The following is a 13,792-nucleotide window of genomic DNA, read 5'->3' as shown; positions in this document are numbered from 1 at the left end:
ATAACAGCCCTTTGAATTATTTTACCTGTCTATTTTTGATCTATATACGTGCGTATGTGTGTTTGTATACTGACATCAGTGTCATCCGCATTTATACAGTAATCTGCACCTCCGCACCTATACGGTACGACGCGTGGCCAAGCTGTTTAAGATATTTTTGGCATCGCCCCAGCGCGTGGCTGAGCTGTTTGCGCCCAAAATAACAATAATGGCTGGGCGGTTATTGACCCTCGTTTCCATGACCACACAGCGCCCTGCTTCATTGATAAAGCCGGTCTTTGAGATACCAATAGGATAGCCACCCTCACGTACTAAGCTGCTGGTATTGTTGGCTTTATATGTGCGGTTGCCGCGAGAGTAATTTGATACAAAGAAATCATAGCTTTTGGTGGTGGAGAAGCGGCGAATCACATCGTAGTTACCCGCAGCGCGCACCATCTTGACCAAATCATTTGATGACGCCACATTGCGCTTGTCAAGACCCGTTGGATCACCAAAAAAGGCAGTCGTCATACCCAAGTCTTGCGCTTTGCGGTTCATCGCTCGCATAAAGGCACTATATCCACCTGGATAGTTACGCGCCAGACTCTTTGCGGCTGGGTTTTCTGACTTCATCAAGGCCATGAGTAGCATTTCGGCACGGTTGAGGCGATCTCCTACTTTTAGACGAGAGCTTGCACGTTTGGGGCCGACAAAGTCTTCTGCGTCTAAGATAATCTCTTCACGCATATCCAGACCGGCATCTAGTACCACCATCGCGGTCATGACCTTGGTGATACTGGCCATTGGACGGGCAATATCCGCGTCTTTTTCGTAGATAGACTCGCCTGTTTCAGCATCGATCACAGCTACACTACGCGAGTCTGTGCTGATCGGAATCATATCACTACTGCCAAAAGCGCCACGATAGGTGGTGTTGTAGCGATTGCTATTGGTATAGCTATTATTGCTGCTGCCAAAGCTGTTGGTATTGGTGATATTGGTGGTGCCATAACCGGTATCGACTTTCTTGATAGCAGAGCCTGTCGATTTGTACATAATCTTACGAGCTTCAGACAAGCTATCGGCACCGCCCCAGCTGATACGCGCGCTAGATTCTGTATCAGCGCTACCATTAATCGTAAGTGCAGCTTGTGCCACACCACCCAAACTCAGTGAAATCATGGCAGCGATCAGTTGCTGTTTGGTTAATGGTAGTTGCTTCATTGTGCCTCCTGCTGTCGCTATCACGCCAGATACATACGATCTGACGCCAAAAACGTTCATAGTGTTTATGAATAGGTTTGTAAGTACTCGTATAGAGTTTTTGTATTTTTAGTGTATCATGGTTTGCTTTTAAGTTTAATGTATCAAGCTGATTTAATGGTTTATTTTGTCCCAATTCAAATTTTGCTACAACCACTTTATATTATAGAAACATTGGTTCACATTTCAGAAATATATCTTAACCCAAAGCATGGCAATTATTCAAAATTTGATATATTAAACAACAACATCCACATAATATATTAGCAGTATTTTACATCGTCAAAAACTAAAAAAAATACCTTAGACAGTTTTTTGTCTGTGATTTATGCTAGGCAACATCCCTTCTTCTGACAAATAGTAAAGAGTATAGTGATGATTAAAGTATTGGTAGTCGATGATCATGATTTGGTACGTATGGGTATCAGCCGTATGTTGTCAGACAGTGCGGATATTGAGGTGGTCGGTGAGGCCGATAGCGGCGACATGGCGATCAAAATGGCCAAACAGCTGCACCCTGATGTGGTATTACTCGATGTCAATATGCCCAATATTGGCGGGCTTGAAGCCACCAAACGTTTGGTCCAATTAGACATGGGTATCAAGATTTTGGCAGTCAGCAGTATGTCGGCGCAGCCTTATCCTTCTATGCTGATCAAAGCTGGGGTCAACGGTTATATCACAAAAGGCACACCCTTAGACGAGATGATACGGGCGGTAAAAAAAGTCTATCAAGGGGGTCGCTATTTTAGCCAAGATGTCGCAGAGCAGTTAGCAGACGTCTTGCTATCAGACAATGCCAGCTCGCCCTTTGATTTGCTCAGTGATCGCGAAAAACAAGTAGCGATGATGGTCGTCAACTGCCAAAGCCCGCAGCAAATCGCGGATCAGCTGTTTGTCAGTGTCAAAACCATCAATACGTATCGCTACCGTATCTATGAAAAAGTCGGGGTCGATAGCGATGTCAAACTGACACATTTAGCGATTCGTCATGGTCTGATTCAGCCATAATCTTCGCCTACTTGCCTGCTTAGTAAGTCAACCAGCTAAGCCAGACAGCACTGTAAGCCAGCAAGTACTGATTGTCCCATGACGGTGAATTTATGAAACCTGCTATTCGTTTTGTCTCGACCATCACCCGCTCAGCGCCCCCCAATGACACCCTGCCATTGCGGCAGCTGCGTAAACTAGGACTTATTTATAGCAGTTATCGCTTTGCCGTGAGCTTGTTTTCTATGCTCATGGTCTATATCACCGCACGTGCTGATAGCGGCGCGTCTTTGCCCAGTTTTTTGCAACAAACCACCCTGAGCTTTTATGTACTGCTTAGTATGATATTGCTCGGTTTGTTTTATGTGGTCAACAAACACATGCGCCAGCAGCTGGCCTTTGGCTTGGCTTTGGATGTCATCATCTTAAGCTTGCTGCTTTATACCGCAGGTGCGCCTGACTTGCAGCTGACCATGCTATATATGGTAGTGGTAGCGGCAAGCTTTATGCTACTTCACAGCTCTCAAGCATTGATCATCACCTTACTGGCGATTATTTTTGTTATTTATCAGCAGTTTTTTTATGCCATTGCCAATAGCATGAGCTTGACCAACTTAGGCGATGCGCTGCTGATGTCTGCCAGTTTTTTGGCGGTGGGTGGCTTGAGCTGGTCTATCTCGCAGCGCCTAGTGCAGTTAGAAAAAGTGGCCGCCCGTCATGCCAAGGAAGTTGAGCGCCTAAATGTTATCAACCAAGAAGTCATCACTCAAATGGTCAATGGCGTTATTGTCATCGATCAGGCGCATATCGTGCTGGCAAATCTTGCCGCGTATCAGCTGCTCAGTATCCCTCATCGTCCATCACTCACCTTACCTACTACCAGTGAAAGTCGTACGCCAAACGATAGGCGCAGGCTCGATAGCGCATCTGCTGCCCAATTAGCAGATTTTGAAGAGCAGCTTGACGAGCAGCATCCGCAGCTGCTTCAAGCCTGCTTGACTGTCGCAGCAGGACAGTCGCGTACCTTTACTTATGACTTACCTGCCGTGGCCAATGTATCGGTGTTTGGCAAGCTACGTGTACAGATTATCCCTCTAAAAGACGGCAGTAAACTGGTCATGCTCGAAGATTTGCGCCGTGAGCAAGCCAACGCTCAGCAACTAAAACTGGCGTCTTTAGGACAGCTGACGGCCAGTATTGCTCATGAGATTAGAAACCCACTGGCCACCATCTCACAAGCCAGCCAGTTGCTCATGGAGGACGTCGTAGAAAGCTGTCACCCACCAGCAAGTAACGACATGACAAGCCCTGCCCCTGATTATAGTGATGAGCACATCGCAGCCAATCATGAGCTGTATAAAATGATATTTTCGCAGACCAAACGCGTCAATCGTATTATAGAAGACATCTTAAAGCTGTCGCGTCAGCAGCAAGCAAACCAGCAGCCCATCGTACTTGCCGAATGGATGCCTGCGTTTTTAGAAAACCATTTTCAGGGGCATGACGTGTTTTTGCGTGTTAAGACCCAGCCGACCATCTCCTTTGACACCCACCAACTAGAGCAAGTATTAATCAACTTAATCAGCAATGGTTTGCGTCATAGTAGCTACGCCCACCCTCATGCCTTTGTGGAAATCGAGATTTATTGTGCAGATAACGATGTTATAATCGATATTTTAGATGGTGGTACTGGGGTCCTCGAGCATGATTTACCGCACTTGTTCAATCCGTTTTTTACCACAGATCAAGCAGGGACAGGACTTGGGTTGTATCTATCACAAGCCTTTTGCGAAGCCAATCAAGCTCGCCTGCTATATGTGCCTGAACACACAAAAACCTGCTTTCGCCTCATCGCACCTGCCATCAATACCTGCACCCATGTATAAAACGCATTGGTACGACCTTACTATTTGTGTACCAATACCGCACTGATAAGCTGAGCATTTGTAAGCACTTAACTGCAATTGTGATAGATGCTTTGATAATTTCTCGCTACCGAATACGATGAGATGATGTATGACAAAAACCGCGCTAGTCGTTGATGATGAAGTAGATCTGTGCCGATTAATGCAAATCACTTTAACCAAGATGGGCATCAAAAGTGATGTGGCTTATACATTGTCACAAGCAAGAGGCTACTGGCAAGAGCGCGAGTATGACTTTTGCTTAACGGATCTCAAGCTCCCTGACGGCTCAGGGCTGGAGCTAGTCAAAGAAATCAGTGGCAGCACCAACACGCCCATTGCCGTTATTACCGCGCATGGTAGTATGGATTTGGCCATCGAAGCCCTCAAGCTTGGCGCTTTTGATTTTGTCAATAAACCACTTGAGCTGCCGCGCCTGCGCCAACTGGTCGAAAACGCCCTCAAAGTCACTCACCAAGGTGACGACCCTGAGGCCGCTCCTGAGAGCACCCCTGAGCAAAAACTCCTCGATAGTAGGCTGATCGGCGACTCAGCGGTGATGCTACCACTGAAAAACACCATTTTAAAACTGGCACGCTCGCAAGCACCGGTGTTTTTATCAGGCGCGTCGGGTACAGGTAAGGAAGTGGTCGCCAGACTGATTCATGATCTCAGTCCACGCCGTGATGGTAGCTTTGTACCTGTGAATTGCGGCGCCATACCCTCCGAGCTGATGGAGTCAGAGTTTTTTGGCCATAAAAAAGGCAGCTTCACGGGCGCGGTCGCTGACAAACAAGGCCTGTTTCAGCAAGCCAATGGCGGGACTTTATTTTTAGATGAAGTGGCTGACTTGCCGCTAGCGATGCAAGTCAAACTTCTGCGCGCCATTCAAGAAAAAACGGTAAGAGCCATCGGTGATACCAAAGAGATACCTGTCGATATTCGCATATTGTCTGCAACTCATAAAGATTTGGCCCAGCTGGTGCAGGCTGGCACGTTTCGCCAAGATCTCTACTATCGCATCAACGTCATTGAATTAAAACTACCGACGCTCAACGCGCGCCGTGATGACATACCTGTACTAGCGACACACTTTTTAGCCTTGATCGCTGAAGAGTGGCAATTGGAGACGCCGCCTTCACTGACGGCAGCCGCCTGTGAGCGTTTGCAACATCATGACTTTGCAGGCAACGTGCGCGAGCTGCGTAACCTGCTTGAGCGTGCAGTAACCCTAGCAGAAACGCCAAATATCGATATAAACCATCTGGGTCTGCCTGCGTTGACGCCGACGGATACAGAGCCGCATGCGGTAAACGCAGCTACGCAAGGTACAGCACCAACAGCTGAAACACCTGCCGCCCGCACTCATCTTGCTTCAGCAGACACGCTTTTACCAAACAGCCCATCGGGACAAAGGGCGCCTATAGACAGCTCAGCAGCACACGATGAGAAGGTTCAACCTATCCAAGCCCCGACTTCGGCCAGCAACTTGCATCCTTATCGCACCCATACTCAGCACTACCCTTCTGTCATCAAAGGTGCGGCGGCCAATCACCCAAAAACAGCGCAGGTCGACAGCGCCGAAAACATAAAAACGGCCAATCAGGCCGTACAAGCGCCAAACGAGACAAAAAACATTAACAATACAGGCTTACCCGCCCAAGGCTTAGAGCATTATTTACAAGCGCAAGAAAAACAGCTGATCATCACCGCACTAAAGCAAACAGGCTGGAATAAAACCCAAGCCGCTGAACTGCTGGGCACGACTTTTCGCTCTTTACGTTACCGCATGAAAAAACTAGAAATCGATGAAGACCAGCTTGAATAAGGACCAAAGACGATCTATGGCATGGGCGACCATTATATGACTTAGATTGGGCTCACTGTGCGCGGTTGGGCTTTCGGACAAAACGAACGCCTGACGTTAAGGCGCGCTCTTTGACCAGCTCAAGAGCCTGCTGTCGCCATGTGCTCTCATTTCCAGAGAGCATCACATCAGGTGTCACCCCGATCTCATCTATCTTTTGACCCGTGGCGGTCATATAGTTGGCGACCGTCAGTTTGACCGCTTGCTCATCGTTTAGCGGAATCACCGACTGTACCGATCCTTTACCATAGCTGACCTCCCCAAGGATAGTGGCGCGCTGCTGCGCCTGCAGGCTACTGGCAAGCACCTCGGCCGCCGAAGCCGAGTAGCGATTTTGTAACACCACCATAGGTAAAGGCTTAAGGATGGCCTCACCTGTCGTGGACAGCACGCGCGGCTCGTTTTGGCGCGCTTGTACCTGCACCACATCAGTATCATTCATGAACAGACTGGCGACATTCACCGCCGAGGTAAGCACGCCGCCTGGATTGTCACGTAGATCCAACAAAATGCCTGAAACCGGCGCGTCTAGATTGATCAAACCTTCAAGCAGCCTGTCACGACTATCGTTTTGAAAGGCTGGTAGCCCAACCACCGCAATACCATCGACCAGCTCTATCTCAATGGTTTGCGGATGGCTGTTATTTCGCTGCAAAGTAGTAGTGTGTTTACGGCGACCCGCTTTAGAAGTCACCACATCTACTTGCGTGCCAGCGACACCCGTCAGCAGTTGCTCAACGTCGTTGGTTTGGCGATTTTCATCAAGCTTAAACTCACCCACCTGATGCAAATAATCGCCGACTGCGATGCCTTTTTTGTCAGCAGGTGAGTCATCGATGACCTCTGTGATGACCCAGTAGCCTTCTTGTGGCTGATAGCTGACCTTGATACCGACATCGCCTACGTCGCCTTCGGTAAAGGCGCGCAGGTTTTCATAAGCCTCAGCATCCAAAAACTCAGCATGACTATCGAGCTTGGTCAACATACCGCTCATGGCATTATTAAACAGCGTCTCGTCGTTGACCGCATCGACATACTCACGGCGCACCAAATCGACCACAGCGACAAAGGTTTTGAGCGTCTCAGGAGAAATGGCATTCAATGACACATGCGCGACCTCCGGCGGTATCGCGGTATCGATTACCTCGGCCTCGTCATTGAGCACGCTTTCATCGGCAACGCTATCTATCGAGTCATCGATGTCGTCGGCTGCCTCTAGCATGTCGGCGATATCTGATAGATTGTCTTCTGCAGGATCTATTTCATCTGTATTTAAGCCAATCAGTTGCAGCTTCTGCGCCGAATGATGACTGGGAGCCGCGGCCGCTTGAGAGAAATTGACACCGACCAGCCCTAGCAGCGCTGCCATAAAGACAGGCTTATATACAGCAGGCGTGCTGGATACACGTCTGATATCGCGATTGATTTTTTTGATGAGAAAAGAGCGTATGGCATAAATAGGACGCATAAAATACTCGTGTTAATCATAAAATATCGTAATTTTCATTATAAAAATATCTGTGATAGCGACTTTATAAGATAGCATCAAGAGCAGAGCTAAGACTAGTAGTGTATTGCAGACCCTCAGTATGTGAATCGTTAACTGTCATTGGTAGACTGCGGTCGTGACAAGAAAAAAAACACCTAAAAATATAGCAAAAAAAAGGAGAGACAATCATGATCTCTCCTTATAATATGGCGGTACAACGTCTGTCTGTCCTTATCGTACCATAGCCATATTACCGCTACAGCACAACTCACAGCATAGCCACAGTATCGTCATTCACCGCAATGAGCAACACGCCGCTACTCATGAGGGTGGCGTATGATCATAAAGCAGACTTACGACGCTGGAACCAGTAGGCTCTTACCTGTCATTTCAGCTGGTGTATCCACACTCATCAGGGTCAAAATAGTTGGAGCGATATCGCTGAGCTTACCCCCACTGCGCACCGTGAGTTTTTGCTCGCCGATATAAATCAGCGGTACCAACTCGGTGGTATGCTGAGTATGCACTTGCCCACTTTCATAGTCCTGCATTTGCTCACAGTTGCCATGATCAGCGGTGATGAGCATATCGCCGCCAGCCGCGCGCACAGCAGTCTCAAGACGGCCAATACAGACATCGAGCGCCTCTACCGCTTGCACCGCGGCATCAAAGATACCCGTGTGTCCGACCATATCACCATTGGCATAGTTGACCACTAGCACATCATACTTGCCAGACTCAATCGCCTCGACCAGCTTATCCGTCACTTCAGGGGCGCTCATTTCAGGCTTCAGATCATAAGTGGCCACATCAGGTGATGGTACTAGGATACGGGTCTCGCCTTCATACTCCTCTTCGCGGCCACCACTAAAGAAAAACGTCACATGAGCGTACTTTTCCGTTTCGGCGATACGTAGCTGCGTTTTGCCAATGTTTTGCAAATACTCGCCAAGGGTGTTGGTCAATGAGGTGGGATGATAAGCGATGCTGGTGTGCGGGTTGTCAGCCAGCACATCAGAGTATTTGGTCAGCATGACAAAGGCGGCCAGCTTTGGCTGCTTTTGACGGGCAAATCCTGAAAACTCATGATCTGGCAGCACAAACGCCTGGGTAAGCTCGCGAGCACGATCAGCGCGGAAGTTCATAAAGATCAGCGCGTCATTGTCTTCAACTGTATAAGGCACTTCATCACGGCCAATCACGGTCGTCGGGCTGACAAACTCATCCGTCTCGCGCGCTTTATAAGCGGCTTGTACAGCACCATCGGCACGCGTTGCCAAGCGATCAGCTTTGCCTTCAGTGATCAGCTCATAGGCTTTTTGGACGCGCTCCCAGCGATTGTCACGGTCCATGGCATAATAACGCCCGATGATACTGGCAATCTGTACGCGGCCACCTTCGTAGTGGGCGTTGAGCTTACCGATATGATCACGCAAGCGATCGATATATTTGTCAGCAGACTTAGGCGGCGTATCGCGGCCATCTAAAAAACAATGCACAAAGACGTTTTTGGCACCATGTACCAGCGCTGAGTGACACATCGCTTCGATATGGTCTTGATGCGAGTGCACCCCACCATCAGAAAGCAAGCCCATGATATGCACATTACCGCCCAAGTCGTTTGCCGCTTTTACTGCATCAACCAGCGCTTGATTTTTATAAAACTCACGGTTGGCCAACTCGTTTGAGATACGCGTTGAGTCCTGATACAGGACGCGGCCAGCGCCGAGGTTCATATGTCCCACTTCTGAGTTGCCAAACTGACCATCTGGTAAACCCACATCTTCTCCAGAGGCAGAGATCAGGCCATGTGGATATTGCTGATAGATTTTATCCAAGTTTGGCATATTGGCCGCAGCAATGGCATTATCCTTATCTTCTTCACGATGACCAAAGCCGTCCAATATCATCAAAACATGCGGTGTTTTTTTATTTTGTCCGCCGTTTTTGTCATTAAGTGGTGCCTGATTGTCATCGATAGACTCTGATGGTTGCTGGTTCGTGGTCATATATTACCGCTCCTCAAGTGAATGAACGCCTATAATGCTGTCTTAGGGTGTTGAAAGCCCTCTATATTAGCACATATCTGAAAATTGCTGAAAAACTGACAAATTTTCACTACGTAGCAATCTGTAATTGCTACTTGCAATCACACTTTTCATTGGTTAAGATGAAACTATTCTGAAGTGTTGGCTAGTAGATGTTTATTCCCTGAGCCGATAATGCTTTACTAGGATGTGGTACCTATTGCCTCATTGTGTATGCCTGCACCGCTTGCGGTGTATCAGGAAACCTGCAGAGGTAGTGACGCATCCGCCCTGAACTTCACGGTTCATGGGTCACCATCTTACGGCGGCACTTCGGTTGTTCTATTCGGTCTTCTCTTTATTTTATCGCTTGTAAAATACAAAGGATAAATAAGCCATTAAGACCAGCAAAAAGCCCCTTTCGCTCATCACGAAAGGGGCTTTTTGCTATTTGCTTTACGACTTACTATCATTCATCATTGGCAGACTTGGTGATTTTTTTCACATCTTTGGGCACGCTTTTGGCCGTACCATCTACGGTAGTATGCTGTTTAAAGACATCGCCAAACGGGTTTTGCGACTGCTGACCAAAGGGGTTTTGACCACCCATACCACCTGCACCGCCAAACGGATTTTGACCGCCCATGCCACCAAATGGGTTTTGACCGCCCATCTGTCCACCCATTTGTTTTGCCATCATTTCCATCATTTTTTGCTGGTTGTTCATGACATAGTTGTTGGCCGCATCTTTCAGCTTTTTTTGTACAGGCGGTAACACAACCAATAACGCTAGTAAATCACTGAGTACCCCTGGTATCAGTAATAAAATACCGGCTGCCGCCATCGCCACACTCTTTAGCATGGTAGACTCTTGCGGGCGCATCGCTGGATTCATCATGCCACCTGCTTTCATCTGCTGCGCCATCGGGTTGAGCGCGGCCATACCTTTGCGCATCAGTGACACACCGATGACAGCGGCAATGATAAACCACATAAATACCCACCAGCCACTCATAAACTGGGCAAGCAAATACCACAGCAGCATCTCAATAATAAACCAAACAATGGCGATACCAACGATCTGACCCATAAAGTGTCGTCCTATAAAATAAAAACCAATAAATAAAGCGCCATACAAATTAAGATGGCTAACATATGATGTATATGGGGATTGATTGCTATACTATCAAACTTATAGCGGATTTTTAAGATATAAAACAAAATGTAAGTAAGACGGAATACTATGGCAATTATTATTGGGATTGACCCAGGCTCGCGTATGACCGGTTATGGCATCGTGCAACAAACCGGCGACAAACTGACTTATATCGATGCAGGCACCATTCGCACAGAAACCAAGGAGATGCCTGAGCGCTTAAAGCGTATTTTTAATGGGTTGACGCGTATTACTCAGCACCATCTAAAATATACTGACGAGCCAATTCATACGGCAATCGAACAAGTATTTATGGCCGAAAACCCAGACTCAGCGCTAAAGCTCGGTCAAGCCCGCGGTGCCGCCATCGCCGCGATGGTAGCACTAGACTTAGAGGTGTCGGAGTACACTGCTCGTCAGATCAAGCAGGCGGTTTGCGGCTATGGCGCAGCGGCCAAAGAGCAAGTGCAGGAGATGGTATGCCGTATACTATCGTTAGACGTCGTGCCACAGCAAGATGCCGCCGACGGCCTTGCTTGTGCGATTTGTCATGCCCACTCCAGCCATTCGATGAACAAACTGATATTAAACAGCGCCATGCGCGGGCGCGGCAGCTCTAAGAAAAAAGGCCGCTGGCGGCTAACAGAAGAAGACTTGGGCAATTTACGTTAGGTCATCAAGCTATTTGTCTGCAAGTCATCAGACATAAAAAACACGCGTCATTTGAACGCGTGTTTTTTTAAATCATTTTGGCTATCTCGCCCTCGTTTTAAATAGCCAAAACGACCAACCAACTTACTGTAAAAGCCTCACTCTACCACGCTACTTTCTATCACAGCATCGAGTACATAAGCGTATTCTTCACCTTTGACTTCTGCATCTTCGGTATCCAACTGATAGCGCTGGAGACGCAGCACTTCATCATGCTTGCCGTCATGCTGATAGCCTTCGATTTCGCCCGTGAACGCAGCCCATTTACCTTCACTGGTCTTGATACCTTGATCATCATAAGTGATGGGTTTGACTTGCAAACACTGCTGCGTCCCCTCAGCGGTGCAAGGGGCTTTTTTGGCATTGACGGCCCAAAAGACGGTTTTTCCTTTGCTATTATATTTCGCCTGTGAGGTCAGCCGCCCTTTCCAAGTCAACGTCACCTCATCGCTGGTCACTTGCGTGAGTAAGGGCCGCTCATCTGTCGTCACGCTCAACTCACTCGTACCCTGCATCAATGTGTTCAGACGATTTTCAGCCTCATTGAGATCTTGGCAGAGCATTTGTGTACTCATGCTCTCTTCGGTGGTCAACGTATTACCCTGCAGCTGATAAACCGCGCTCATAGCATTGCAGCCAACGCTATAGCTCAAAGTGTCTTGCCCTTGATTTTGATTAAACAGTAATGATACTTGGTCTTTGATATCAGCCAGCATAGACACCGAGGGCCCACTGCCAGCATTCTGAATATCCGATAGCGTCCAACGATAGCGTGATAGGTTTTCGATCATTTTTTGCTCTACCGTCAGCTTATCATCACGGCCATCGTCTGTATCCGTATTCTCTACATTCATCTCGTCTATTGGCGTAGCGCCATCTGTTTCACTGGTTACCGCCGCTTCATGACGATCCACCGTGTCGCCATCAGCAGGCGCAGTGGATTTTTGACAAGCGCCCAGCGCTAGGCTTGCTACTAGCATGCTTGGTAATAGTAGCCATTTCGAAGCGGGTTTTGCGGTTTTACTTACCATACAACGTACCTCTTAGTAAGCTTGGTTTCTTTTTTTGTATAAAACAGATGTGGCCAAAAAACTGTCAAATATCATTTAAGCTCTATTACAAAGCTTCTTATGCAACGTCTAAAAGCTCAGGATAGATTGCTCACTATAACGCTGTGTCTACTGCACTATGTAATAAAATGTTTATTTTTATTACATCTTTTAAAAACAGTTCCCAAATCCATGTTTTAGTGCTAGTAGTCGTGAGTTACTATCTTGCAGCTTCTATCTTGGCTTGATTATAACGCCTTATTAACCTGCATAAAAAAACAGCCAATCATGAGATAGGCTGTTTTAATTGAATACAAGCTGTCAGCAGTTGAAAGGTTAATTGAGCAGCTAGGGCGTGTCCTCATTTGACCAGATTTAGCCATTTTTAACCCATTTAGATTACTATCGATTGAATTGAGGACACGCCCTAGTTAAGGATACACTTAAGAAGTAAGCAGCCGACTACTTATCAATCTCTCGTGTCAATCTCTCATCACTTACTGCCATCTACGGGCTTGGCTTTTGCCATATTTTTGATACTAAACTGCTCATTCATTTTTTGATAAAAGCGCGCTAGGTTTTCACCTTGCTCACTTGGGTCAACTTTAAGTATTTTGCCAAAATCCAACCCCAAATACAGCACAATATCGGCAAAGCTTAATTGCTCACCCACGAGATAGTCGCGACCTACTAAAGCGTTCTCAAAATAGCCCATGGCTTTGGTAGCACGGGCGATAGATGGCTGGACAAACTCAGGAACCTGCTCGACACGCTGAGCCTTGGAAGGATGACTGTGCTGAAACGCCAGCATTAGGTTGTACAACACCTCAAGCTCAGCGATCCGGCGCATGGCGCAAACTTGCGCGCGCTGTACCACATCATTTCCCATCACAGAGCGCTCGCCATAGACGCGGTCTAGATACTCACAGACCGCTTGTGAGTCGTTGAGCACCGTCCCATCGTCTAAGGTCAAAACCGGTACCGTCTGCATCGGATTGATCTTGGTAAATTCCGCCGAAATCTGCTCGTTGGCTGCAAAGTCGATATCTATCACATCGACGTCATCCATGTCATCGACATCAATCCCTTTTGATGCCAAAAGTATCAAAGCTTTACGCGGGTTTGGGGCAGTACGAGTGACGTATAGTTTTTTCATAATAAACTCCTTGTAAAATAGATAGATAACGATTTAGCGCTGCCAGCCATTATTGTAATGAGTAACGAGCCTTGCTGAGTATTCGTATTGAGTGGCTACGACCCACTCAAATCTGGCTCACATCCTGACGCTCTATCATAGTTATAGCTTACTCAGCGCACCATAGCAAAGCTTTCTTGTCTTTTGCCACGGCAGAGG

Annotated in this window: 10 protein-coding genes and 1 other RNA gene; 5 read left to right on the top strand and 6 right to left on the bottom strand. The window is 47.5% G+C overall.

Annotated elements, in window-relative coordinates:
• Positions 1 to 117 precede the first annotated feature (117 nt).
• Positions 118 to 1,206, bottom strand: coding sequence for a serine hydrolase (locus JMX98_RS03135; RefSeq protein ID WP_201584665.1), 1,089 nt, complete (start codon positions 1,204 to 1,206; stop codon positions 118 to 120).
• 414 nt (positions 1,207 to 1,620) lie between these two features.
• Between JMX98_RS03135 and JMX98_RS03130 the strand changes: the two genes are divergently transcribed.
• The 3 genes from JMX98_RS03130 to JMX98_RS03120 all read left to right on the top strand — a co-directional run bounded on the left by JMX98_RS03130 (position 1,621) and on the right by JMX98_RS03120 (position 5,967).
• Positions 1,621 to 2,256 (top strand): response regulator, encoded by a 636-nt coding sequence (locus tag JMX98_RS03130; RefSeq protein WP_075100658.1) that lies wholly within the window; start codon positions 1,621 to 1,623, stop codon positions 2,254 to 2,256.
• Between the two features lie 92 nt (positions 2,257 to 2,348).
• Positions 2,349 to 4,121 (top strand): sensor histidine kinase, encoded by a 1,773-nt coding sequence (locus JMX98_RS03125; protein WP_201584663.1) that lies wholly within the window; start codon positions 2,349 to 2,351, stop codon positions 4,119 to 4,121.
• A gap of 130 nt (positions 4,122 to 4,251) precedes the next feature.
• A complete protein-coding gene (locus tag JMX98_RS03120; RefSeq protein ID WP_201584660.1) occupies positions 4,252 to 5,967 on the top strand; it encodes a sigma-54-dependent transcriptional regulator in 1,716 nt (571 codons plus the stop codon).
• A 52-nt stretch (positions 5,968 to 6,019) separates the two neighbouring features.
• On the opposite strand, the gene JMX98_RS03115 is transcribed toward JMX98_RS03120, so the two are convergent.
• Together JMX98_RS03115 and gpmI are read right to left on the bottom strand one after the other, a co-directional pair.
• A complete protein-coding gene (locus JMX98_RS03115; protein ID WP_201584656.1) occupies positions 6,020 to 7,474 on the bottom strand; it encodes a S41 family peptidase in 1,455 nt (484 codons plus the stop codon).
• 374 nt (positions 7,475 to 7,848) lie between these two features.
• Complete coding sequence (gpmI, locus tag JMX98_RS03110; RefSeq protein WP_201584654.1) at positions 7,849 to 9,504, bottom strand: 2,3-bisphosphoglycerate-independent phosphoglycerate mutase; 1,656 nt, start codon at positions 9,502 to 9,504, stop codon at positions 7,849 to 7,851.
• A gap of 166 nt (positions 9,505 to 9,670) precedes the next feature.
• Between gpmI and ssrS the strand changes: the two genes are divergently transcribed.
• A non-coding RNA gene (ssrS, locus tag JMX98_RS03105) (6S RNA) lies at positions 9,671 to 9,866 on the top strand.
• A 125-nt stretch (positions 9,867 to 9,991) separates the two neighbouring features.
• Here the strand turns inward: ssrS and JMX98_RS03100 are convergent.
• A complete protein-coding gene (locus JMX98_RS03100) occupies positions 9,992 to 10,612 on the bottom strand; it encodes an FxsA family protein (RefSeq protein ID WP_192995148.1) in 621 nt (206 codons plus the stop codon).
• 153 nt (positions 10,613 to 10,765) lie between these two features.
• Between JMX98_RS03100 and ruvC the strand changes: the two genes are divergently transcribed.
• Positions 10,766 to 11,350 carry a crossover junction endodeoxyribonuclease RuvC gene (ruvC, locus tag JMX98_RS03095; RefSeq protein WP_105243865.1) on the top strand — a complete coding sequence of 195 codons (585 nt, stop codon included), beginning with the start codon at positions 10,766 to 10,768 and terminating at the stop codon, positions 11,348 to 11,350.
• Between the two features lie 137 nt (positions 11,351 to 11,487).
• Here the strand turns inward: ruvC and JMX98_RS03090 are convergent, their stop codons facing one another.
• Together JMX98_RS03090 and JMX98_RS03085 are read right to left on the bottom strand one after the other, a co-directional pair.
• Entirely contained in the window at positions 11,488 to 12,420 is a 933-nt protein-coding gene (locus tag JMX98_RS03090) for an META domain-containing protein (RefSeq protein WP_201584652.1), read from the bottom strand.
• A gap of 511 nt (positions 12,421 to 12,931) precedes the next feature.
• Complete coding sequence (locus JMX98_RS03085) at positions 12,932 to 13,594, bottom strand: glutathione S-transferase family protein (protein WP_201584649.1); 663 nt, start codon at positions 13,592 to 13,594, stop codon at positions 12,932 to 12,934.
• Positions 13,595 to 13,792 lie beyond the last annotated feature (198 nt).

It is taken from the genome of Psychrobacter sp. HII-4, assembly GCF_904846595.1.
GTDB lineage: Bacteria > Pseudomonadota > Gammaproteobacteria > Pseudomonadales > Moraxellaceae > Psychrobacter > Psychrobacter celer.
Note: the sequence above shows the minus strand (reverse complement) of the source record. Positions and strands in the feature narration are given on the sequence as shown.